The sequence below is a fragment of the Rhizobium sp. S152 genome (genome assembly GCF_030380735.1).
Taxonomy (GTDB): domain Bacteria; phylum Pseudomonadota; class Alphaproteobacteria; order Rhizobiales; family Rhizobiaceae; genus Rhizobium.
Genome location: NZ_JAUDRZ010000030.1, coordinates 175,778 through 197,885, shown reverse-complemented (window position 1 = coordinate 197,885; position 22,108 = coordinate 175,778). Strand labels below are relative to the sequence as shown.

Below are 22,108 nucleotides of genomic sequence, written 5' to 3'. Positions count from 1 at the left end.
CAAAACCGGACGCGCAGGGAAACGCATCCGGTTTTCCTTGACCTTGGAGGAGGTCTTATGCCTTAGAGACGATACATGATCGAGTCGTTCCAGAAACGATCCAGACGGGTCAGCAGCTTGTTCATCTGCGTGAATTCGTCTTCGCCAATGCCACCGACCTTGTCGATCGAGGCGATATGGCGCTCGTAGAGCTTGGCAACGGTTTCGGCGATGTCCTGGCCGGTTTCCGTCAGGCTGATGCGGACCGAACGACGGTCGATACGCGAGCGCTGATGGTTGATGAAGCCGAGGTCGACGAGCTTCTTGACGTTGTAGGACACGTTGGAGCCCAGGTAGTAACCGCGGGAGCGAAGTTCGCCGGCGGTCAGTTCCGAGTTGCCGATGTTGAAAAGGAGGAGAGCCTGGACGGCATTGACGTCGCTGCGACCCTGACGGTCGAACTCGTCCTTGATCACGTCGAGGAGACGGCGGTGAAGACGTTCAACAAGGTGAAGGGATTCCATGTAAAGATCACGGATGCCCAGGTCCTGCTGGTCACGGAAGTTCGATACCGCCTGCGGCTTGATTTTCGTATTCATGATGACTGCCTCACTGTTTTGTTTGGCGGTGTTGGTTTTCTTCCCGCCTTGAGACAGACCCTATCGAATACAAATAAAATTCTACTTAAACCGCAGGCTTAACAGTGCCTTACCGAAAACCCATCGTTGTATCAGGGTAAATCAACGCTTACCTCGCGCCGGCGCTTGCGGTTCTCCCACCATAACGTGGCCCGGAAACCCAGGTAAACCAGCGCCACTGAGATATGCAACATCACGACGAGCCGGTTGGCGCCGAAGATTTCGGGCAGGAAACCGTACATGATAATCTGGCCGCCAGCCGCCAGCACCCAGATAACCGGCCCCCAGGAGACGACCAGCCACAGGCCGAGCGACGTCACGAGGAAAAGAACGGCGAGGCTCGAGCTCGCGACCTTCCAGGGAAGCGTCAGCAAATCGAAACGTCCCGCACCGACAAGCGAGTAGCCGACGAGCATCGCCCAGTACTGTAAACCGAACCAGAAGCAGGAAATGGCGACAAGGCGCAGGAACAGGATAAAGAGAATATCCGTCAGCGTCCGTTTCGGTATCGTCGGAGAATCAGCGTCCATGGATCAGACAATAGGGTTGCGGCGATCAATTCGCCAGTCATCGCCCTGTTGCGGCCAATCGTCCGGTTTCGGTTGCCGGAGCGTCATGGTAATGACCTCACCAGCGATGAAATGACTGAAAGCTAGACCACCATGCAGGACAAGACCCACCTCGTCGACGAAATCACCGGCCACCGCCGCATGCGCCGCAATCGCAAGGCGGACTGGACGCGCCGGATGGTGCAGGAGAACCGGGTGACGGTGGACGACCTCATCTGGCCGGTGTTCGTCGTGCCCGGCTCCGGCATCGTCGAGCCGATCCCCGCCATGCCGGGCGTCAACCGCATGAGCGTCGACAAGCTGGTCGAGGCCACCAAGGAAGCGGCCGATCTCGGCATTCCCGCGATCGCGACCTTCCCTAATATCGAGATGAACCTCCGCGACGAAACGGGCTCCAACAGCCTGGAAGCCAACAATCTGATCAACCAGGCGACGGCGGCAATCAAGAAGGCCGTGCCCAATATCGGCATCATCACCGATGTGGCGCTCGATCCCTTCACCAGCCACGGCCATGACGGCATCCTGCGCGGCGGTGAAATCGTCAACGACGAGACCGTCGACCAGGTGGCGCGTGCCGCTGTCATGCAGGCGGATGCCGGCTCCGACATAATCTCGCCGTCTGAAATGATGGACGGCCGAATCGGCGCTATCCGCCGCGCGCTCGACGCCGCGGGGCACCAGAATGTCGGCATCATGAGCTACGCGACCAAGTTCGCGTCGGCCTTCTACGGTCCCTACCGCGAGGCGATCTCCACCGGCGGCCTGCTGAAGGGCGACAAGAAGACCTACTACATCGATCCGGCGAACGGTACCGAGGCTATCCGCGACGCGGCACTCGATGTCGAGGAAGGCGCCGACATGCTGATGGTCAAGCCCGGCCTTCCATACATCGATATCTGCTGGCGCATGAAGGAAGCCTTCGGCCTGCCGACCTTCGCCTATCAGGTTTCCGGGGAGTATTCGCAGATCAAGGCCGCCGCGATGAACGGCTGGATCGATGGCGAGAAGGCGATGCTCGAAACTTTGCTCGCGTTCAAGCGCGCCGGCTGCGACGGCATCCTCACCTACTTCTCGATCGAAGTCGCCAAGATCCTGGCGAAGCGCTGATCGCTGCCGGCGAATATTGTATCTGCGTTGAGCGACACCATATCTGTGGCACCACTTCTCGAAAGGAGATCGCAACGATGTCGCTCAACCCCAACCCGCTTTATGCCGCACCTGAGGATTGGCGCGCCTATAGCGGCACGCTGAGCCGGCGCGTCTTTGCCTTCATTCTCGATTACGTCATCATCCTGCTGCTGTGCATTCCGGCGGCGGTGATCCTGTTCTTCCTGTCGATCGTGACGCTTGGTCTCGGCTTTTTCCTCTATCCGGCGCTCTTCGTCATCGTCGCGGGCCTCTATTTCGGCTTCACGGTCGGCGGCTCCAGCCAGGCGTCGCTCGGCATGCGGGCCATGGGCATCGCCATCATGCGCGTCGACGGGCAGCGGATGGATTTCCTCACCGCCATCGTCCACCTCGCCCTGTTCTGGATTCTGAACTCCGTGCTAACGCCACTTATCCTGCTGGTCGGGCTGTTCACCGAACGCAGCCGGCTGCTGCACGATTTCCTCGTCGGTACGGTAACGGTCCGGACCGCTTGATATCAGGCTAATTCGGCGTTGGGCCTTTATCCCTGAGCTTTAGCGGATATATCCGAAAGTATGACTGAGCGCGGCGTCCGACAGGCTGCCGCGCTGTTGACGTTTTTCATTCTTAAGTCATGCTGTCATATAGCTTTTAACCCGAAGGGAAGCATCTGCCCCAGATGAATACGCAGACAACGCCATCACCGCAGTTTTATCTGACGGCTCCGGCTGCGTGCCCCTATCTGGCTCATGAAATGGAGCGCAAGGTATTCACTCATCTTGTCGGCCCACGGGCGGCGGAGATGAACGATATACTGACCCAGGGCGGCTTCCGCCGATCCCAGAACATCGCCTACCGTCCCGCCTGCGAATCATGCCGTGCTTGCATCTCCGTGCGCATCCTTGCGCAGGACTTCATGCCTACGAAATCGATGAAGCGGGTACTTGCGAACAACGCGGATATCATCGCTACCGAATTTCCGGCACAGCCCTCCAGCGAGCAATATTCGCTGTTCCGGCGCTACCTGGATTATCGCCACCAGCAGGGCGGCATGTCCGACATGACCGTTCTCGACTATGCGATCATGGTCGAAGACACGCATGTGAACACCAAGATCATAGAGTACCGCTTGCGCGAGGAAGGCTCCGGCCTGCAGGAGCGTCCGACCGGCGAATTGGTGGCGGCGGCGCTGACCGATACGATGAGTGACGGACTCTCGATGGTCTATTCCTATTTCAACCCGGACCTCGAGCGGCGCTCGCTCGGAAGCTTCATGATCCTCGACCACATCAGGCGCACGAAGGCGCTCGGATTGCCGCATGTGTACCTCGGCTACTGGGTTCAAGGATCGCGGAAAATGGACTACAAGACACGCTTCCAGCCGCAGGAACACCTGACGCCTCGCGGCTGGGAACGCTTTGATCCGTCCACATTGCCCGAAAGCCCCCGCGACTAACATGTCCCTCCCATCCCCTGCCGATCATCGGAAGGGTCTTCTGCTGACAGCGATCGGCGGATTGGCTCTCTCCATGGATATTCCCCTCGTGCGACTTGCGCATGGCGAGATGTGGTCGATCCTCGGCGCGCGCAGCATCACCACCGTGCTGGTTTCGCTAGTGATCGTGACCGCGATCCGAATTTTCAGCGGGCGCTGGCCGACACTGGTACCAGGCTGGCCCGGTATCGCAGCCGGGCTGCTGTACGGCTGCGGGACGCTGACCTTCCTGCTTGCGGTGTTTCACACGGCGACAGCCAACGTCGTCTTTATCCTGGCGTTCAATCCCATGTTCGGCGCGCTGCTCTCCTGGATTTTCCTGAAGGAGCGGCCGTCCGCCTCGACCCTTACCACCATGCTGGTGATGATCTTTGGGGTCGGCCTGATCGTTCGGGAGGGTCTGGCGGGTGGCCATGTCTTCGGCGATGCCATGGCACTGCTCAGCGCTCTCGTTCTCGCTTCGGCGATTACCGTTGGTCGCGCGTCGCGGCGGGAGATGGGGTTCGTGCCGCTTCTGGCCGCCGTCTTCCCGGCAGCGCTCGGCTTTGCCATTGCCATGCCCGGCGGGGTGACTATCGAGCATCCGGCATGGATCATATTAAACGGCGCGGTGTTGATGCCGGTCGCCTTCTGGTGCCTGGCAACGGGGCCACGCTATCTTTCGGCGCCCGAGGTCGGCATGTTCTACCTTCTCGAAACCATCCTGGCGCCGATCTGGGTATGGCTGATATTTTCGGAAACGCCGCCGACCATGACACTTGTCGGCGGCGGCATTCTGGTTTGCGCGATTATGGCGCACTCGCTTTGGATGGTGCGGACGAAGTCTGCGCGACCAGTCCCGGCAGGCTGACGGTCTGCATGGCTTCCAACTCGCGCTCGAGGCCGTTCATCACATGGACCCAGCCCTGCCGGGTCTGTTCCTCATTCTGCGCCCACTCCGCGCACATTTCATGCGAGAGCGTCAGCCGCGTAACGTCACCCACCGCCTCGATATCGATCTCGATGCGGTCGGCGTTATGATCGTGTTCGGCGACAGAGAAGCAGAACACCATTCTCCTCGGTCGGCGAAGTTCCAGGAAAACGCCGTAATGGACGGCGTCTCCCGTCGGGCGCCGGTCAACGACGAGAAAATGACCTCCAATCCGCGGGTCGATCTCGGCACGGATGACCCGGCCTTCATCGGACGCGAAGAGGAAGCGTTTTGCTATATCCGGATTGAGCCACGCGTCGAAAACGGCGCAGGGCGAGGCGTTGTAAGTATGCGCTACATTCAGTGTGATGGTATTGCAGCCGATCATCAACATTCCTCCGTGATTGGACGTGGGGCCGCAAAGCGCCACATTCCATCCCGTCCGCCTTCGGAATGATCCTGTCCATATTTATGGTGACAGGACTGAGATAGCGGCGCCGGCCCGCTCGGCAAGAGCAGACCGGCTATTTTCTAAGGTCAGCCGGCGAACTTGCCGCTGCGGGGGAAGCCCTTGGGAACGGTGCGGCCGGCAGTGGCGCGATCGCCCAGCCATTCTACGAGCTCGTCCTTGTTCTTCGTGAAGGTGCGGCCGGCGCTGTCTTCCCAGACGAGGCCATCGGCGATCGTGAAGCAGCGCACGTCGGAGATGCCGCCATCCTTGTAGCGCTGTAGGCGAACGCCCTTGCCGCGCGACATTTCCGGCACCTGCTCTAGCGGGAAGACCAGCAACTTTCGGTTCTCGCCGACCACAGCGACATAGTCACCACTCACTGGCACGATCAGCTTGGCTTCGTCGGGCATGGAGACGTTCATGATCTGCTTGCCCTTGCGGGTATTGGCAACCATGTCGGCTTCAGCGACGACGAAGCCGTTGCCCGCTGTGGACACGATCATCTGCTTGCGAGAGGCGTCGTGGACGAAGGCGGTGAGCACGTCCTGGTCGTTGTCCATGTCGATCATGATGCGCAGCGGTTCGCCGTGGCCGCGACCACCCGGCAGCTTGTCGCCGCCAAGCGTGAAGGCCTTGCCGCCGGTCGTCATGATTAGGATCTTATCCGTTGTCTGCGCCGGGAACGCGATGCGCAGCCCGTCCCCTTCCTTGAAGGTCAGCGTCGAGGTGTCGGAGATGTGTCCCTTGAGCGCGCGGATCCAGCCCTTTTCGGAGACGACGACGGTGATCGGCTCCTTCTCGATCATCGCCTGCTGGATCGCCTGTTCGTCGGCCTCAGGAGCTTCGGCGAACTGCGTGCGGCGGCGGCCGAGTTCGGTGGCCTTGGCGAACTTCTTCTTCACCTCGCCGATTTCCCAGGCAATGGTCTGCCACTGCTTGTCATCCGATGCCAGCAGCGCCTCGATCTCGGCCTTCTCCTTCGAGAGTTCGTCGAACTCGGTGCGGATCTCGAACTCTTCGAGCTTGCGCAAGGACCGCAGGCGCATGTTGAGGATCGCTTCGACCTGAATGTCGGTCAGCGACCAGCGCGCGATCATCACGGGCTTCGGCTCGTCCTCCTCGCGGATGATGCGGATCACCTCGTCGATGTTGAGGTAGGCGATCAGGAGACCACCGAGAATTTCGAGGCGGCGGTCGATGGCGGCAAGACGGTGGCGCGAGCGGCGCTGCAGAACTTCGCGGCGATGGTCGAGCCACTCCTTCAACACATCGTTCAGCGCCATGACCTTGGGCACGCGGCCCATGGAGAGAACGTTCATGTTGAGCGGGAAACGGCTTTCGAGCTCGGTAAGCTTGAACATCGATTCCATCAGGATGGTCGGATCGACGGTGCGGTTCTTCGGAACCAGCACGACGCGGACGTCCTCGGCCGACTCGTCCCTGACGTCTTCCAGAAGCGGCAGCTTGCGGGCGATCAGCAGCTCGGCGATCTTCTCGATCAGGCGCGACTTCTGGACCTGAAACGGAATTTCGGTGACGACGATCTGGTAGCCGCCGCGGCCGAGATCTTCCGTTTCCCACTTAGCGCGGGTGCGGAAACCGCCGCGACCGGTCTTGTAGGCTTCGACGATGCTCTGGCGATCATCGATGATGATGCCGCCGGTCGGGAAGTCAGGACCGGGAATGAACTCGACGAGCTTTTCGACCGTCGCATCCGGATGCTTGATCAGGTGCAGGGCCGCGTCGCAGAGTTCGTGCACGTTGTGCGACGGGATCGAGGTCGCCATGCCGACGGCAATGCCGGACGAACCGTTGGCGAGAAGATTCGGGAAGGCGCCCGGCAGAACGGTCGGCTCCTCGTCTTCCTCGTTGTAGGTCAGGCGGAAATCGACGGCGTCCTGCTCAATGCCCTCGAGCAGTAGCCCTGCGACTTCTGTCATGCGCGCTTCGGTGTAACGGTAAGCAGCAGCGCTGTCGCCGTCGATGTTGCCGAAGTTGCCCTGCCCGTCCACAACCGGATAGCGCTGAGAGAAATCCTGCGCGAGGCGGACCAACGCGTCATAGACTGACTGGTCGCCATGCGGGTGGAATTTACCGATGACGTCACCGACGATACGGGCGCATTTCTTGAAGGCCGAATTCGGGCGAATGCCCATTTCGCTCATCGCGTGGATGATGCGGCGGTGCACCGGCTTCAGGCCGTCGCGAACATCAGGCAGCGCGCGGTGCATGATGGTCGACAGCGCATAGGCGAGGTAACGCTCTTCGAGCGCCGCCTTCAGGTCGATCGGCAGGATGCTGTCATCGTCTCCGCCAGAGGGCGGCAAAATCTCTTGTCCCATACCTTCTGACTAGCGGAGATAGCCCGCTCGGGCAAGGAATCCAGGCATTGCGGCTGTGGATGAAGTGTTGGAACGCCAAGAAAAGAACAGTCGAAAGCGCCCTGCCCGAATTTGGACTTTGTTTGCTTATCCCTTCAGCACAAATTTAGAAATCGCGAAATATAAACCGCCATCGATCCATAGTAGATTGACGGCCAACTTCACACCGGACAAAGGACCCATGATGACATTTTACCGGACGACGCGGCTCATGCTCTCGGGCGCGGCTTTTCTTTCGCTTGCCGGCTCCGCCTTCGCACTCGATGGCCAGGACCTGCTGAAGAAGATCAATGCCGCCTACACCCTTCAGGGCGGAACACTCCTCGCTGATGGCGTCGATGTCGATGGTACGACGGTTACGCTGAAGAAGGCCAGTTTCAAGCCCAACAGCGGCGGCGAAGCGCTTCCGATCGGCGAAATCACCATGACGGGCGTGGAAGAGGACGACGACGGCGGCTACTACATCGAGGAAGCCGCCTTCCCCGATATCAGCACGACCAATGACGGCGCGACGCTGACGGTCACCGACCTCAATCTCGGCGGCATTTCGATCCCGGCAGACCCCAAGGGCGACGGCCTGGATTCCATGCTGCTCTACGAAAGCGCCCACAGCGGCCCGCTGAAGGTCGTGAAGGACGGTGCCGAGGTGTTCTCGCTCGGCGGCAGCGACATGAACCTGACGTTGCGCGAAGACGAATCCGGTTTCGATTTCGACGGCACTTTCAAGGGCCTCAAGGCGGACCTGACCAAGGCCGCCGATCCGGCGAGCAAGGACGCGATCGAAAAGCTCGCGCTGCAGCAGGTCAACGGCGACATCACCATGAAGGGCGCCTGGGATCTGACACCAGGCACGATCGACGTCTCGGAGTTCGCCTTCGATTTCGCCAATGTCGGCAAGCTCAACCTCGCCTTCAAGATCTCCGGCTACACCATGCCGTTCGTGAAGTCGCTGCAGGAAGCGGCCAAGCAGGCCGAAGCCAACCAGAACAAGGAAGAAGCGCAGCAGGCGCTCGGCCTTTCGATGCTCGGCCTCCTGCAGCAGCTGTCGTTCGAAGGCGCACAGATCCGCTTCGACGACGCCTCGATCACCAAGCGCGCGCTCGACTATGCCGGCAGCCAGCAGGGTGTCTCGGGCAAGCAGATGGCGGATTCGCTGAAGGCGATGACCCCGATCATGCTCGCCCAGCTGAACATCCCGGAACTGCAGAACGCCGTCTCGGCGGCCGTCAGCACCTTCCTGGACGATCCGAAGAGCCTGACGGTCAATGCCGCTCCTGAAAAGCCGGTGCCGTTCCCGATGATCATGGGCGCTGCCATGGGCGCACCGAACACGCTGCCGCAGGTGCTCGGCGTCAAGGTTTCGGCGAACGATTGATCGTTGCCGCATGAATGACAAGGCCCGGCGCGCAGTGCACGCCGGGCCTTTTTTTTGTCGCTGACGTCGGAAAGCTGGGAAACAAAAAAAGCCGGGCATCGAACCCGGCTTTCTCTATTCTGAAGCGATGTTCGCTCAGTCCTTCTTGACCGGCGGCATGACGCGCAGCGACAGTTCCATCAGCTGCTTCGGCGTTGCCGGCGATGGGGCGTTCATCAGGAGGTCCTGCGCCTGCTGGTTCATCGGGAACAGCGTGATTTCGCGCAGGTTCTTGGCGCCGAGCAGCAGCATCACGACACGGTCGATACCGAAGGCGCAGCCACCGTGCGGAGGCGCGCCGTACTGGAATGCGCGGTACATGCCGCCGAAGCGTTCCTCGACATCCGTCTGGCTGAGGCCGACCAGTTCGAAGGCCTTGACCATGGCTTCCGGCGACTGGTTACGGATCGAGCCCGAGGCGATTTCGAAGCCGTTGCAGACGGCGTCGTACTGGTAGGCCTTGAGCGACAGCGGATCCTGGGTCTGCAGCGCCTCGAGACCACCCTGCGGCATCGAGAAGGGGTTGTGGGCGAAATCGATCTTCTTGTCTTCCTCGCTCCATTCGTAGAACGGGAAGTCGATGATCCAGCACAGCTCGAAGCGGTCGCGATCGACCAGGTTCAGGTCTTCACCCGCCTTGGTGCGCGCTTCGCCCGCAAACTTGTAGAACTTCGCCGGTTCGCCGGCGACGAAGAAGGCGGCGTCGCCTGCTTCAAGGCCGAGCTGGACGCGCAGCGCTTCGGTGCGCTCTTCGCCGATGTTCTTTGCAAGCGGACCGGAACCGCCGACCTTGCCGTCTTCTTCCTTCCAGAAGATGTAGCCGAGGCCCGGCTGGCCGAGCGACTGCGCCCAAGCGTTCATGCGGTCGCAGAATGCGCGCGAACCACCTGTCTTGGCCGGGATCGCCCAGACTTCGACCTTCGGGTTCGAGGCGATCATGCCGGCGAAGACCTTGAAGCCGGAGCCTGCGAAGTGCTCGGTGACGGCCTGCATCTCGATCGGGTTACGCAGGTCGGGCTTGTCGGAGCCGTACTTGCGGATGGCGACATCATAGGGGATGCGCGGCCATTCCTTGGTGACCGGCTTGCCTTCGGCGAACTGCTCGAAGACAGAGGTCATGATCGGGGCCATCGTGTCCCAGACGTCTTCCTGGGTGACGAAGCTCATTTCCAGGTCGAGCTGGTAGAATTCGCCCGGCAGGCGGTCGGCGCGCGGGTCTTCATCGCGGAAGCACGGCGCGATCTGGAAGTAGCGGTCGAAACCGGCAACCATCAAGAGCTGCTTGTACTGCTGCGGCGCCTGCGGCAGCGCGAAGAACTGGCCGGGGTGGATTCTAGATGGCACGAGGAAGTCGCGCGCGCCTTCCGGCGAAGATGCTGTCAGGATCGGGGTCGTGTATTCGCCGAAGCCGGCCGACGTCATGCGGTTGCGGATATCGGAAATGATCTGGCTGCGCTTGACGATGTTCTTGTGCAGCGTCTCGCGGCGCAGGTCGAGGAAGCGGTACTTGAGGCGGATGTCCTCGGGATAATCAGGCTCGCCGAAGACCGGCAGCGGCAGTTCCTTGGCTTCGGAGAGCACTTCGATCTCCTGGGCGTAGAGTTCGATCTCGCCGGTCGCCATGTTCTTGTTGACGGTGTCTTCCGAACGCGCCTTGACGACGCCATCGATGCGGATAACCCATTCGCCGCGAACAGTCTCGGCGATCTTGAAGGCCGGGCTATCCGGGTCGGCGACGACCTGGGTCATGCCGTAATGGTCGCGAAGGTCGATGAAGAGAACGCCGCCATGGTCACGAACGCGGTGGACCCAGCCGGAAATCCGGACATTGGCGCCGACATCCGACTTGCGGAGGGCTGCACATGTATGGCTGCGGTAACGATGCATCATCTCAATTCCCAGTATTTGGCTTAAAGACGGCAGCAGGGGCTCCAAAGGCTCTCTCGCGCCGACAAGAAAATCGGGCGGAAAAGCGCATGGACGGCCTGATTTGTCAAGACTTGGCGCCGCTTGCACGCGCTTTGAACGAGGTTTTCGGCCATACGGCAACCTTACCGCCTCCTGCCGTCATGCGGCAGTTTGGCAGAGCGCCGCATATTGCTGAAGTCAGCGGTCAACTTTAAAGAGGACGGATATCGTTCTGCCGGAGCCATGCCATGCCCCTCCTCACCCGCCGCAATCTGTTGAAAGTCTCCGCCGTGGCCGGCGCTTACGGTGTAGGCGTCGCGGTCGCGGGCAAGTTCGGGCTGGCGGAGGCCGCACCCGAGCCGCAGGTGCTGAAAGCGCTGAAGACGCAAGCGACGCTCACCGACGCCGGCATCACGAAGAACATAATGACATGGGGTGATGTAGGGGGCGATGCCGGGCTGCCGCCCGTGCTCCGCATGACCAAGGGCAAGCCGTATGCAGCGCGGCTGACGAACACGCTCGACGAGCCGACCACTATCCACTGGCATGGCCTGCGCATCCTCAACAAGATGGACGGCGTGCCGTTCATGACGCAGCCCTACGTCTATACCGGCGACAGCTTCGACTACTCCTTCACGCCGCCGGATGCCGGCACCTTCTGGTATCACCCCCACTGCAATACGCTGGCGCAGATGGGACAGGGCATGACGGGGGTGATCGTCGTCGAGGATGACGCCGACCCGACGTTCGATTCCGAAGTGGTGCTCAATCTGCGCGACTGGCGGCTGGGCGGCGACGGCCAGTTCATTGCCGCATTCCGTCCGCGCGACGCCGCCAAGGCCGGCACCTACGGAACGGTGCGAACCGCCAACTGGCACCAGGAGCCGCAATACGACGCGCCGGCCGGCGGCCTGATCCGCGTGCGCATCGCCGTCACCGATGTCACACGCATCTTCTCGATGAAGATGGAGGGCGCCGAGGCGACCGTCATTGCCATCGATGGAAACCCGGTACCGAAGCGCTTCCCGCTCGACCTGCTGCAGATCGGCCCCGGCCAGCGGCTGGATCTGGCGGTCAGAATGCCGGATAGCGAGGGCGCCATCGCGACGCTCGAGGATATCCGCGGCACGACGCCGAAGACCATTGCAAGGTTGCGATCGGTCGGAACATCGCTGAAACGCAATGTCGGTGACCTCGCGGTACTGGCCGAAAATCCGATCGCCAAGCCCGACGTGTCATCCGCGCAGAAAATTTCAGTGGTGCTCAGCGCCACCGCGGAGAACGCGCCTGTGGACGGCATCTGCGGCACGCTCGGCTACAGCTTCTGGGCCATCAACAAGGTGCCGTGGCCGGGAGACACCAGCGACCCGACGGCGCCGCTCGCGGAACTGAAGCTCGGCAGGAGCTATATCCTGCAGCTGGAAAACGTGACGCCACACACGCACCCGATCCACCTGCACGGCATGAGCTTCACGGTGCTTTCATCCTCGACGCGAGAAGTCATGCCGCTCGTCACCGATACCTATCTGGTCCAGCCGGACGAGAAGGTGCAGCTTGCCTTCGTTGCAGACAATCCCGGCGACTGGCTGTTGCATTGCCACATCATCGAGCATCAGAAGACCGGCATGACGAGTTATGTCCGGGTTGTTTGACCCCTCTTTGTCTGTAGCGGTTGACATATCCGACCGAAAGGAGAAGGAAGGTTCAACTATGTCTATCCTGCGAATGAATTGAGATGATTGTAACAACCGCCGATTTGGAGGCGGCCTGCATCGAGCTGGCCAAGTCAGAATTCATTACTATCGACACGGAGTTTCTGCGAGAGACGACGTTCTGGCCGGAGCTTTGCTTGATACAGATGGCAAGCCCGACGACCGAAGTGCTTGTGGATCCTTTGGCCAAGGGCCTCGATCTGAAGCCGTTCTTCGAGCTGATGGCCAACGCCAACGTGTTGAAGGTCTTCCACGCGGCGCGCCAGGATATCGAAATCATCTACAACAGGGGCGGTCTCATCCCGCATCCCATCTTCGATACGCAGGTGGCCGCCATGGTCTGCGGTTTCGGCGATTCGGTTTCCTACGACCAGCTCGTCAGCCGCACGAAGGGTGTACAGATCGACAAGTCGTCGCGCTTCACCGATTGGAGCCGCCGTCCGCTGTCGGACAAGCAGCTCGACTACGCGCTCGCCGACGTCACCCATCTGCGCGATGTCTACCTCTACCTCAAGGCCGAGCTCGAGCGCGAAGGCCGCTCCTCGTGGCTGTCGGAGGAGATGGATGTTCTCGAGGCGCGCGAGACCTACGACATGCATCCCGATGATGCGTGGCAGCGGCTGAAGATGCGGCTGCGCAAGCCGCAGGAACTCGCGATCCTGAAATATGTTGCCGCATGGCGCGAACGTGAGGCCCGCTCACGCAACGTGCCGCGCTCGCGCGTCATCAAGGACGACGCGATCTACGAGATCGCCCAGCAGCAGCCGAAGGATGTCGAAGCGCTCGGCCGCCTGCGCACCATTCCGAAGGGATGGGAGCGTTCCAGCTCCGGCGCGGCCGTCATCGAGGCCGTCAACGCGGCACTGGCGCTGCCGAAGGCCGAGATGCCGCATGCTCCGCGCCAGACCCAGGCGCCCGAAGGTGCTGCTGCTGCTGCCGAACTCCTCAAGGTGCTGCTGAAGTTGATTTCGGAAAAGCACGGCGTCGCGCCAAAGGTCATCGCCAACAGCGAGGATCTCGACAAGATCGCTGCCGAAGGCGAGAAGGCCGAGGTCGCGGCACTATCGGGATGGCGGCGGGAGCTTTTCGGCGAGCCGGCGCTGCAGCTGATCCAGGGCCACGTCGCCCTGCGCTTCGTCGGCAAAAAAGTAGAGACGGTAACTCTCTAACTGCCCTTACGAAGACACTTTGCGTTGCCTATATGCCGACGTAGAATGCGGCACGCAGAGCAGAGGAACGGCATGAGAGAAGTATCCCCGGTCCAGAACTGGCTTCTGATCGTGCTGGTCATGGCCGGGAGCGGCGTGCTCTACAGCGTCATGTTCTTCCAGGACAGCCGCCCGCTCATCGGGGCGGTTTTTGCATTGTGCATGGGGATGCCGATCATTGCCTTCGAGCGCAAGGTGATCTTCCGCGGGCTGCATAACCGCATCGAATCGCTACCGACTCTTACTTTTTTTCTGGCCGAGCTTTTTATCTACGAAGTGCTGATGAGTATCGGCTTTGCGGCCGCCGGCCTTTCCCTATGGGGTACCGGCATTGTCATTCCCAATTCCTGGGTCGACATGGTGGTCTTGCCGTTCAATGCTTTTCTCTACGCCCTCGCCGTCTGCTCGCTGATGATCTTCGTTCTCAGGGTTCGCGAATTGCTCGGCCGTGAGGTCTTCACCAGCATGCTTGTCAGCCGCTACCGAAAACCGGTCAGCGAGGAGCGGGTGTTTCTCTTCATCGACCTCGTCGATTCGACGGCCTTCGCGGAAAGGCATGGGGATCTGCGCGCGCAACAGATGTTGAGCTCGTTGTTTTCGGCCTTCGCCGAGCCAGTGCGGAAATACAAGGGAACGATCGTCGATTATGTCGGGGATGCCGCCATCATCACGTGGCCGCTCGACCGCGGGATCAAATTCGGCCGTTGCGTGAACTGCATCTTCGACATCATCAACGCGATCGAAGCGGATGCGGAGAACTGGCTGAGGACCTATGGCCAGGTGCCCCGCCTGCGCGCGGCGCTGCATGGCGGCAGCATCATCACCGCGGAAATCGGCGTGGACCATCACAAGATCACCTACTTCGGCGACACGATCAACACGGCATCGCGCCTGGAGACGCTGTGCAAGGCGCTGAACCGGTCGGTCCTGATCTCGACCGATCTGATGCAGCGGATCACCTTGCCCGAGGATATCTCCGCCGAAGATCTCGGCTATCACGCCGTGAAGGGACGCGGGCAGAGCCTTGGCGTGGTGGCGCTTGTGAAGGCGGATAACCTGGTGGCGTCACCAAAGCTTCACGCAGGCGTCAACGCGCCGACATAAGAGCCCTGCTAATCGAAACCCGCATTCCAATCTTTGGGGGTTTCGATGAAAAATACTCTGCTTGCGTCCGTTTCATTTCTTCTTTTGATTGCCGGTTCGGCCACCGCCGACCAGCAGGAATTTCCCGCCAAACTTGCTGGCCAGGCAATCCTGCCTGCCAATACCATGGTGCCGGCGCCCGCCGATGCACCGGAGTTCCTCAGGCATTCCGGCAAGTTCACGACGGCCGATCGCAAGCGGACCGAGGCACTTGGCACAGTTCCCGGCAAGGACGGCGCGCGCGTGACCGACCTGAAGCTTCCCTTCGACGGCCAGCCGATCCAGGGCTTCTCTGGCATCAAGACCATGGAAGATGGAACCTTCTGGACGCTTTCCGACAACGGCTTCGGCTCCAAGGCCAATTCCAGCGATGCCATGCTCTTCCTGCACCAGCTGAAGTTCGACTGGGCGACCGGCAAGGTCGAGGTCGTCAAGAACCTGTTCCTTTCCGATCCCGACAAGAAGTCCCCCTTCCCGATCGTGCTTGAGGGCGCCGAAAAACGCTACCTGACGGGCGCCGACTTTGACATCGAATCCATCCAGCCCGTTGCCGACGGCTTCTGGCTCGGCGAAGAGTTTGGCCCCTACCTGCTAAAATTCGACATCGAGGGTCGTCTGACGGACGTGTTCTCGGCATCGGTCGATGGCAAGCCGGTGCTGTCACCGGATAATCCGCTCCTGTCCGTGCCGGCCAACCCGACAGCCAAGATGCCAGCGTTCAATCTGAAGCGTTCGGGCGGCTTCGAGGGTCTTGCGATGTCCAAGGACGGCAGCAAACTCTACGGGTTGCTCGAGGGTGCGCTCTATCTGGACGACGGCAAGATGGAGAGCGTGGACGGCCACACCGCCATCCGCGTCATCGAGTTCGACACGGCTTCGAAGAGCTGGACGGGCCGCAGCTGGCTTTACCCCTTCGAAGACAAGGGCGTTTCGATCGGCGACTTCAACATGCTCGATGACAGCACAGCCCTGGTGATCGAGCGCGACAACGGCGCCGGCACCAAGGACAAGGCCTGCGCCGATCCGAAGCAGCCGAAGCCGGATTGCTTCGAGGCTCCCGCAGAACTGAAGCGCATCTACAAGATCGAGTTCAACGACGCCAATGTCGGCAAGGCCGTTCGCAAGATCGGCTACATCGATCTCCTGAACATTCAGGATCCCGATAACAAGAAGAAGGCCGGCAGCAAGGATGGCGTCTACGACATGCCGTTCGTGACCATCGAAAACGTCGATCGCGTCGATGCCACGCACATCGTCGTCGGCAACGACAACAACCTGCCCTTCTCGGCCGGCCGCGCCGTCGACAAGGCTGACGACAACGAGTTCAGCCTGCTCGAAGTCGGCGAATTGCTGAACGCCAAGTAAGCGACATCATCGGATAAAAAGAAGGCCTTCGCGGCGCCTGCCGCGAAGGCCTTCCTGCATTCAATACGCGCGTTCTATTCGAAGCGGAAAGCCAGACGCTTGTTGGTCAGCTTCGAAAGTTGCTGCAGGCGCCCTTCCAGGCGCTCGCCGGCGAAGTCGCGATACTCGTGAGGAACGACGAACTCGAGATCGAGGTCCGGGTTCGAGGACCGTTCAAGGCGCAGGTTTCGGACGACGCCCGGCATCGAAGCCGAGAACAGGTAGACGACGCGCAGCATGCCGCCGAGCAGCTTCGCCCGCTCGACATATTGCGGCGTCGCGATCGTTGCCAGCGGACCCGTCGCCCCGTCGTCATGCAGGCCTTCGAAGCGGTAGTAATTCGCCAGCGCGATGAAGGCACGGCCGGGGTGGCTGATGCCGACGAAGGAGGTGTGGGCGATGATGTTGAGCGCCTGCAGGCCGCGATAGTCCGGATGGGCACGCCAGCTGATATCGGCGAGAAGACATGCCGCCTGACGGTAACGAGCCTCTTCCGGCGTTTCGTCAATATCGAAGAACGGCATCATCCGGCCGGTCCAGTCCGCGAGTTCGCGGGCGTGTTCCGGGGATCGCGCGCGCAGGATCGCCAGTTCGCGTGCTGCTTCCAGCAGCGGATCGGCGCGGCGCTCGCTCTCCGACAGCAGCGAATAGAGATAGCCCTCGCGAACGCCCTGGCCGGAGAACGAGATGACCGAGGGCTTCATCACGCTCAGCACCTCCTTCATGGCGACGGCGCCGAAAGGAAGAAGCGCGCGGCGGTATTTCGACACGGCCATCCACGATGGATCCTTGGAGTCTTTCGCCGACTCGACCTGGTCGAGGAACTGCATCATGGCTTCGAAGGAAATTTCATAGCCCTGCATCATGTGCAGCGGATAATGGGTCATCTCCATGTGCAGCTTGGCGATGTTTCGCCAGGTGCCGCCGACGGCGTAGAAGGTGCGCCCCTCGCCCTTGGCGAGCAGCTTGGAGATGGTCTTGACGTGCTTTCTGGCGAAAGTGCGGGCCTTCTCCATAGAACCACCCGCATATTCAGACAGGCGCAGGCCGCCAAGGGGCAGCGTCACGCCCTGTCCGAGTTCCTTGCCCTTGATATCGATGAGTTCGAGCGAGCCGCCGCCGAGGTCGCCGGCGATGCCATCGGGCATATAGAAGCCGCTGACGATGCCGAGCGCGGAGAACTTCGCCTCCTCCTCGCCCGAGAGGACGCGGACCCTTCGCTGCAGGATGGTTTCGGCGCGGTGGATAAAATCGGGGCCGTTCGATGCCTCGCGGGCAGCGGCCGTCGCCAGAACGTACATCGTGGAGGCGCGAGCCTGGTCGGAAAGCGCCTTGAAGCGATGCAGGGCCGCAAGCGCCCGTTCGACGCTCGCTTCGTCCATCTTTCCGGTCAGCGCTATGCCTTTGCCGAGGCCACAGAGAACCTTTTCGTTGAAAAGGATCGTCGGCGACCGGGACATGCCTTCATAGATGACAACACGGATCGAGTTCGACCCGATATCGACAACGGAGACCGGAGCAATCCCTGGAAGGCGCCCCTGGGCTTCTGATTCAACCATGCAGGTCCAGTTTTATCTTTTTGTCCGGCCGGAAAGAAGGCCGGCAATCAGCTTTGGCGCACTGGATTTCAGGGCTTCACCACGGCCGGAAAGGCTGGGATTGGTCATGAAATACTGTTGCGCGTTGAACGGCTCCTTGCCCTTGCGCACTTCCATGCGCCTGGACGTCCCGTCGGGCAATATCTCGTAGCTTTGCTGATTGTCAATGAGGTTGCCGAGCATGATTTGAGACAATACCTGCTCGTGAACCGTCGGGTTGGTCAAGGGAACCAGCGTTTCCACGCGCCGATCGAGGTTTCTCGGCATCATGTCGGCCGAGCCGATATAGACCAGCGCCTTGTCCGACGGGAGGCCGTGGCCGTTGCCGAAGCAGAAGATGCGGCTATGCTCAAGAAAGCGGCCGACGATCGACTTGACGCGGATGTTTTCCGAGAGACCGGGCACCTGCGGACGCAGGCAGCAGATGCCGCGGATCACGAGCTCGACCTCGACGCCGGCATGGCTTGCCGTGTAGAGCGCGTCGATGATCTCGGGATCGACGAGCGAGTTCATCTTCATCCAGATCGCCGCTGGCGCGCCGTTCCTGGCGTGGACGATCTCTTCCTGGATATGTCGAAGGATGCGCGAACGCAGCGTGTAGGGAGACACCGCGAGCTTCATGCTCTCCTCCGGCTCTCCGTAGCCGGTGATGAAATTGAAGATGTTGGCCATGTCGTGGGCAATCACCGGATTGCAGGTGAAGAACGACAGGTCGGTGTAGATCTTCGCGGTGATCGGATGGTAGTTGCCGGTGCCGAGATGGCAGTAGCTGCGCAGCTTGCCCTCCTCGCGGCGGACGACCAACGACATCTTCGAATGCGTCTTCAACTCGATGAAGCCGAAGACGACCTGCACGCCCGCGCGTTCGAGGTCGCGCGCCCAGCGGATGTTCGCCTCTTCGTCGAAGCGCGCCTTAAGTTCGACCAGCGCCGTCACCGACTTGCCGGATTCAGCGGCGTCGATCAGCGCGCGGACGATCGGGCTGTCGTTGGAGGTACGGTAGAGCGTCTGCTTTATCGCCAGAACGTCAGGATCGCGCGCAGCCTGGAGAAGGAACTGGACCACCACGTCAAAGGACTCATAGGGGTGATGAACCACCATGTCCTTTTCGCGGATGGCGGCGAAGCAATCGCCGGCGTGCTCGCGGACGCGCTCTGGAAATCGGGCATTGTAGGGCGGGAAGCGCAGATCGTCGCGCGGCGCCTTGGTGATCTCGGAAAGCGTGTTCAGCGCCAAGAGGCCGGGCAGAACCGCGACGCGGTTATCGGGAACGCTCAGCGCCTGCACAACGAACTGGCGCAGCGATGCCGGCATTTCGGAATCGGTCTCGATGCGGATCACCGACCCGCGGCGACGGCGTTTCAGCGCGGTCTCGAAGAAGCGGACGAGATCTTCCGCCTCCTCCTCGACTTCGATATCGCTGTCGCGGATGATACGGAAGGTACCGGAGCCCTGCACCTCGTAGCCGGGATAAAGCCGATGGATGAAGACGTTGGCGACGTCTTCCAGCGTGATGTAGCGGATCGTGTTGCCGGCGTCGGGCAAGCGCACGAAGCGATCCAGCGCCGGCGGCAGGCGCAGCAGCGCCGTCATCGGCTCGCGGCCGCTCTTGCTGACCAGCTGCAGGCCGATCGAGAATCCAAGGTTCGGAATGAAGGGAAACGGATGGGCCGGATCGATAGACAACGGCGTCAGCACCGGGAAGATCGCCTGCTCGAATTCCGTCGCCAGCCACTGGCGGTCGCCTTCGCTGAGAGCGCCCGGGCGAACGATCAGAATGTCTTCCTTGGCGAGATACTGCTGCAGGACCGCAAGCGAAGCCTGCTGCTCCATCTGCAGGTTGTCGATCTCGCGCAGGATGGCATCGAGCTGCTCGGCCGGCGTCTTCCCATCCGGCGTGCGGATGACGATATTCTGGCGCACCTGCGCCTCGAGGCCGGCGACCCGAACCATGAAGAATTCGTCGAGGTTGGCGGCGGAGATCGACAGGAAGCGAACGCGCTCGAGCAGCGGATGCTCGGTGTTCAGCGTTTCCTCGAGGACGCGGCGATTGAACTGCAGCCAGGAAAATTCGCGGTTGATGAAGCGCTCGGGGCTGGCGAGCAGCTCTTCCAGAGGCGGAACGTCTGCCGCGCCTTCAGGGGTTGGTTCCTGGTGTTCCGCGACTGCACTGTCCATCGTCTGAATGCCCCGTTTGAATTCGCCGACGCGAATATATCAGTTTCACGACAGAACTGTGACAGTCAATCGGGCGGATCGGAATTGCCCAATTCATTCAACACTTCAGCGGCCAGCGAGCGGGTGATCTTGGTGCCACGCGACAAAGCAAGCCGGTCAAGCCTGTCGACAATCGTCTGGGCCGCGTTCAGCGAACGTTCCATCCTGTTGACAATATAGAGCACCAGTTTGTCATCTATATAAAGCTGGCGATCGGCAAACAGCTTGACGATGACCTGCGACAGCAGTTCCTCGTCTGGCTCGCCGATTTCGACCACGGTCGCCGCCTTCAGGCGCGACCGGAGGTCCGCAAGCTGCACGGGCCACGACATGGGCCAGAGGCGGCTGGTGATCAGCAGGCTGTGTCCGTTTTCGCGGACGCTATTGATGACATGGAACAACTCGGTGTCATCGAAGCCGAGGCGATCGGCATCCTCGAAGAGAACCGGACCATTGGCGGCATCGACGACGGCGTTGGCGCCCGATTTCGGGTGAATGATCGTCGCGCCGCTATGATCCTTCCAGATATTGGCGAGGTGCGTCTTCCCGGAGCCGACGGGTCCGGCCAGAATGACGACCGGCGACGGCCATTGCGGCCATGCATCGACGATCTCGACGGCGGCGGCAAGCCGCTCGGAGATCAGCAGATCGTCACGCCCGGTCGCGGCGTCGTGCGAAAAGGCCAAAGGGAGCTGCTCCACGGCCTTGCGCCTCAGGTCAGCGTTTTTCACGTCAGTCATTTGGGGCCAGCTTTTGTCTTTCGGACCGGGGCGGCCTTTGCCTCGCCCGCATAAAGATCACTGTCAAGGTAACGCGAAAGCGCGAAGCGGACAAGAACACCGACGGCAGCGGCGGCAGGCACGGCGACCAAGAGGCCGACGAAGCCGAACAGCGCGCCGAACGCAAAGAGCGCGAACATCAGCCAGACGGGATGCAGGCCGACGCTGTGGCCGACGAGCTTGGGCTGCAGGATGTTGCCTTCCAGGAACTGGCCGCTGAAGAAGACCGCGAGAACCGCACCGACCCAGATGTAATCAGGCCAGAACTGGACGATCGCGACGCCGACGGCAAGTATCAGCCCGACCATCGAGCCGACATAGGGGATGAAGCTGATCATGCCGGCGAAGAGGCCGATCAGCAGGCCGAAGTTCAGCCCGACCAGCGACAGACCGACCGCGTAGTAGATGCCGAGGATGAGGCAAAGCGAGCCCTGCCCGCGAATGAAGCCGGCGATCGACTGGTCAATCTCGAACATGATCTGGTGGACATTGGCGACGTAGTCGCGGGGGATATACTTGTCGATGTTGGCGACCATGCGGTCCCAGTCGAGCAGCATGTAGAAGGCGACCACGGGGGTGACGATCATCAGCGAGATGACGTTGACGACGGCGAGGCCGGAACTCCAGACTTGGCTAAACAGTCCCGTCAGTAGACCGAAACCCTGCGAGAGGATTTCCGAGAAATTGTTCTTGATGGTGCCGAGCTGGTTCTTGATCCAATCCGGGAGCATCGAGTTCTGCTGCTTGGCTATGAAGGCCTGCAGCTGATCGATATAGCCAGGCAGACGGCCGGCAAAATCGGTGAACTGGCTGGCGAGGATCGGGATCAGGATCATCAACGCCAGCACGATCAGGATCACGAAGGAGATGAGGATGACGATCGTTGCCATCAAACGACTGAGGCCGAAGCGCTCCAGCCGATCAGCGACCGGATCTAGGAAGTAGGCAATCGCCATACCGGCCAGGAACGGCAGCAGGATCGAGCTGAACACCAAGAGGAAGGCGATGAAGAAGGCGAGCACGATCAGCCAGAAGACGACCTGGCGCTTCAGACCGGCACCGCTAACCTGCTGTGGCATCATGTTCTCCGCTGATCGATCGCAGTCCATGCCGCATCGCAGCGATACGGCCTGCGAGCCACATAGGGTGCAGGTGCGAGAATGGTCAACCCCGA

At 60.9% G+C, this 22,108-nt stretch carries 18 protein-coding genes; 9 read left to right on the top strand and 9 right to left on the bottom strand.

The features are described 5' to 3' along the window. Positions 1-62: 62 nt before the first annotated feature. A complete protein-coding gene (gene ldtR / locus QTL95_RS25595) occupies positions 63-578 on the bottom strand; it encodes a transcriptional regulator LdtR (RefSeq protein ID WP_037180182.1) in 516 nt (171 codons plus the stop codon). A 131-nt stretch (positions 579-709) separates the two neighbouring features. After that, positions 710-1,147 (bottom strand): DUF6163 family protein, encoded by a 438-nt coding sequence (locus QTL95_RS25590; protein WP_289722704.1) that lies wholly within the window; start codon positions 1,145-1,147, stop codon positions 710-712. A gap of 132 nt (positions 1,148-1,279) precedes the next feature. Here QTL95_RS25590 and hemB point away from each other — a divergent pair, with 132 nt between their 5' ends. The 4 genes from hemB to QTL95_RS25570 all read left to right on the top strand — a co-directional run bounded on the left by hemB (position 1,280) and on the right by QTL95_RS25570 (position 4,659). Next, positions 1,280-2,293, top strand: coding sequence for a porphobilinogen synthase (hemB, locus tag QTL95_RS25585; RefSeq protein ID WP_289722703.1), 1,014 nt, complete (start codon positions 1,280-1,282; stop codon positions 2,291-2,293). 77 nt (positions 2,294-2,370) lie between these two features. Continuing rightward, on the top strand, positions 2,371-2,829 hold the full coding sequence (locus QTL95_RS25580) for an RDD family protein (protein WP_112536449.1): 459 nt from the start codon (positions 2,371-2,373) through the stop codon (positions 2,827-2,829). A 164-nt stretch (positions 2,830-2,993) separates the two neighbouring features. After that, positions 2,994-3,770: an arginyltransferase gene (locus QTL95_RS25575; protein ID WP_289722702.1), complete on the top strand. Its 777-nt coding sequence runs from the start codon at positions 2,994-2,996 to the stop codon at positions 3,768-3,770. Between the two features lies 1 nt (position 3,771). After that, positions 3,772-4,659 carry a DMT family transporter gene (locus tag QTL95_RS25570; RefSeq protein ID WP_289722701.1) on the top strand — a complete coding sequence of 296 codons (888 nt, stop codon included), beginning with the start codon at positions 3,772-3,774 and terminating at the stop codon, positions 4,657-4,659. On the opposite strand, the gene QTL95_RS25565 is transcribed toward QTL95_RS25570, so the two are convergent. Both QTL95_RS25565 and parC read right to left on the bottom strand, forming a co-directional pair. Continuing rightward, positions 4,598-5,107, bottom strand: coding sequence for an SRPBCC family protein (locus tag QTL95_RS25565; RefSeq protein WP_442981359.1), 510 nt, complete (start codon positions 5,105-5,107; stop codon positions 4,598-4,600). The two genes, QTL95_RS25570 and QTL95_RS25565, sit on opposite strands and share 62 nt — an antisense overlap. A gap of 149 nt (positions 5,108-5,256) precedes the next feature. Beyond that, on the bottom strand, positions 5,257-7,512 hold the full coding sequence (gene parC, locus QTL95_RS25560) for a DNA topoisomerase IV subunit A (RefSeq protein WP_289722700.1): 2,256 nt from the start codon (positions 7,510-7,512) through the stop codon (positions 5,257-5,259). A gap of 223 nt (positions 7,513-7,735) precedes the next feature. Here parC and QTL95_RS25555 point away from each other — a divergent pair, with 223 nt between their 5' ends. Then, a complete protein-coding gene (locus QTL95_RS25555; RefSeq protein WP_289723169.1) occupies positions 7,736-8,926 on the top strand; it encodes a hypothetical protein in 1,191 nt (396 codons plus the stop codon). 135 nt (positions 8,927-9,061) lie between these two features. Here QTL95_RS25555 and aspS read toward each other — a convergent pair whose 3' ends face one another. After that, positions 9,062-10,852, bottom strand: coding sequence for an aspartate--tRNA ligase (gene aspS, locus QTL95_RS25550; protein WP_047513643.1), 1,791 nt, complete (start codon positions 10,850-10,852; stop codon positions 9,062-9,064). 269 nt (positions 10,853-11,121) lie between these two features. Here aspS and QTL95_RS25545 point away from each other — a divergent pair, with 269 nt between their 5' ends. From QTL95_RS25545 to QTL95_RS25530, 4 genes are all read left to right on the top strand, one after another. Continuing rightward, a complete protein-coding gene (locus tag QTL95_RS25545) occupies positions 11,122-12,525 on the top strand; it encodes a multicopper oxidase family protein (protein WP_289722699.1) in 1,404 nt (467 codons plus the stop codon). Positions 12,526-12,608: 83 nt separating this feature from the next. Then, entirely contained in the window at positions 12,609-13,754 is a 1,146-nt protein-coding gene (gene rnd, locus QTL95_RS25540) for a ribonuclease D (protein WP_289722698.1), read from the top strand. Between the two features lie 72 nt (positions 13,755-13,826). Further along, positions 13,827-14,897, top strand: a complete 1,071-nt coding sequence (locus tag QTL95_RS25535; protein ID WP_289722697.1) for an adenylate/guanylate cyclase domain-containing protein — start codon at positions 13,827-13,829, stop codon at positions 14,895-14,897. A 45-nt stretch (positions 14,898-14,942) separates the two neighbouring features. Then, positions 14,943-16,301 (top strand): esterase-like activity of phytase family protein, encoded by a 1,359-nt coding sequence (locus QTL95_RS25530; RefSeq protein WP_289722696.1) that lies wholly within the window; start codon positions 14,943-14,945, stop codon positions 16,299-16,301. Positions 16,302-16,375: 74 nt separating this feature from the next. Here the strand turns inward: QTL95_RS25530 and ppx are convergent, their stop codons facing one another. The 4 genes from ppx to QTL95_RS25510 all read right to left on the bottom strand — a co-directional run bounded on the left by ppx (position 16,376) and on the right by QTL95_RS25510 (position 22,013). Next, a complete protein-coding gene (ppx, locus tag QTL95_RS25525) occupies positions 16,376-17,899 on the bottom strand; it encodes an exopolyphosphatase (RefSeq protein WP_289722695.1) in 1,524 nt (507 codons plus the stop codon). 12 nt (positions 17,900-17,911) lie between these two features. Continuing rightward, positions 17,912-20,116 carry an RNA degradosome polyphosphate kinase gene (locus QTL95_RS25520; RefSeq protein ID WP_289722694.1) on the bottom strand — a complete coding sequence of 735 codons (2,205 nt, stop codon included), beginning with the start codon at positions 20,114-20,116 and terminating at the stop codon, positions 17,912-17,914. A gap of 65 nt (positions 20,117-20,181) precedes the next feature. After that, positions 20,182-20,895, bottom strand: a complete 714-nt coding sequence (gene hdaA / locus QTL95_RS25515; protein ID WP_289722693.1) for a DnaA regulatory inactivator HdaA — start codon at positions 20,893-20,895, stop codon at positions 20,182-20,184. Then, entirely contained in the window at positions 20,892-22,013 is a 1,122-nt protein-coding gene (locus tag QTL95_RS25510) for an AI-2E family transporter (RefSeq protein ID WP_289722692.1), read from the bottom strand. The genes hdaA and QTL95_RS25510 overlap by 4 nt, the downstream gene beginning before the upstream one ends. Between the last annotated feature and the right edge of the window lie 95 nt (positions 22,014-22,108).

Excerpts from the sequence above, each read along its gene's own strand:
- ldtR (WP_037180182.1), bottom strand. The coding sequence starts at position 578 with ATGAATACGAAAATCAAGCCGCAGGCGGTATCGAACTTCCGTGACCAG.
- QTL95_RS25530 (WP_289722696.1), top strand. The coding sequence starts at position 14,943 with ATGAAAAATACTCTGCTTGCGTCCGTTTCATTTCTTCTTTTGATTGCC.
- ppx (WP_289722695.1), bottom strand. The coding sequence starts at position 17,899 with ATGGTTGAATCAGAAGCCCAGGGGCGCCTTCCAGGGATTGCTCCGGTC.
- QTL95_RS25575 (WP_289722702.1), top strand. The coding sequence starts at position 2,994 with ATGAATACGCAGACAACGCCATCACCGCAGTTTTATCTGACGGCTCCG.
- parC (WP_289722700.1), bottom strand. The coding sequence starts at position 7,512 with ATGGGACAAGAGATTTTGCCGCCCTCTGGCGGAGACGATGACAGCATC.
- hdaA (WP_289722693.1), bottom strand. The coding sequence starts at position 20,895 with ATGACTGACGTGAAAAACGCTGACCTGAGGCGCAAGGCCGTGGAGCAG.
- QTL95_RS25570 (WP_289722701.1), top strand. The coding sequence starts at position 3,772 with ATGTCCCTCCCATCCCCTGCCGATCATCGGAAGGGTCTTCTGCTGACA.
- QTL95_RS25520 (WP_289722694.1), bottom strand. The coding sequence starts at position 20,116 with ATGGACAGTGCAGTCGCGGAACACCAGGAACCAACCCCTGAAGGCGCG.
- QTL95_RS25535 (WP_289722697.1), top strand. The coding sequence starts at position 13,827 with ATGAGAGAAGTATCCCCGGTCCAGAACTGGCTTCTGATCGTGCTGGTC.
- QTL95_RS25580 (WP_112536449.1), top strand. The coding sequence starts at position 2,371 with ATGTCGCTCAACCCCAACCCGCTTTATGCCGCACCTGAGGATTGGCGC.
- rnd (WP_289722698.1), top strand. The coding sequence starts at position 12,609 with ATGATTGTAACAACCGCCGATTTGGAGGCGGCCTGCATCGAGCTGGCC.
- QTL95_RS25545 (WP_289722699.1), top strand. The coding sequence starts at position 11,122 with ATGCCCCTCCTCACCCGCCGCAATCTGTTGAAAGTCTCCGCCGTGGCC.
- QTL95_RS25555 (WP_289723169.1), top strand. The coding sequence starts at position 7,736 with ATGACATTTTACCGGACGACGCGGCTCATGCTCTCGGGCGCGGCTTTT.
- QTL95_RS25565 (WP_442981359.1), bottom strand. The coding sequence starts at position 5,107 with ATGATCGGCTGCAATACCATCACACTGAATGTAGCGCATACTTACAAC.
- QTL95_RS25510 (WP_289722692.1), bottom strand. The coding sequence starts at position 22,013 with ATGCCACAGCAGGTTAGCGGTGCCGGTCTGAAGCGCCAGGTCGTCTTC.
- QTL95_RS25590 (WP_289722704.1), bottom strand. The coding sequence starts at position 1,147 with ATGGACGCTGATTCTCCGACGATACCGAAACGGACGCTGACGGATATT.
- aspS (WP_047513643.1), bottom strand. The coding sequence starts at position 10,852 with ATGCATCGTTACCGCAGCCATACATGTGCAGCCCTCCGCAAGTCGGAT.
- hemB (WP_289722703.1), top strand. The coding sequence starts at position 1,280 with ATGCAGGACAAGACCCACCTCGTCGACGAAATCACCGGCCACCGCCGC.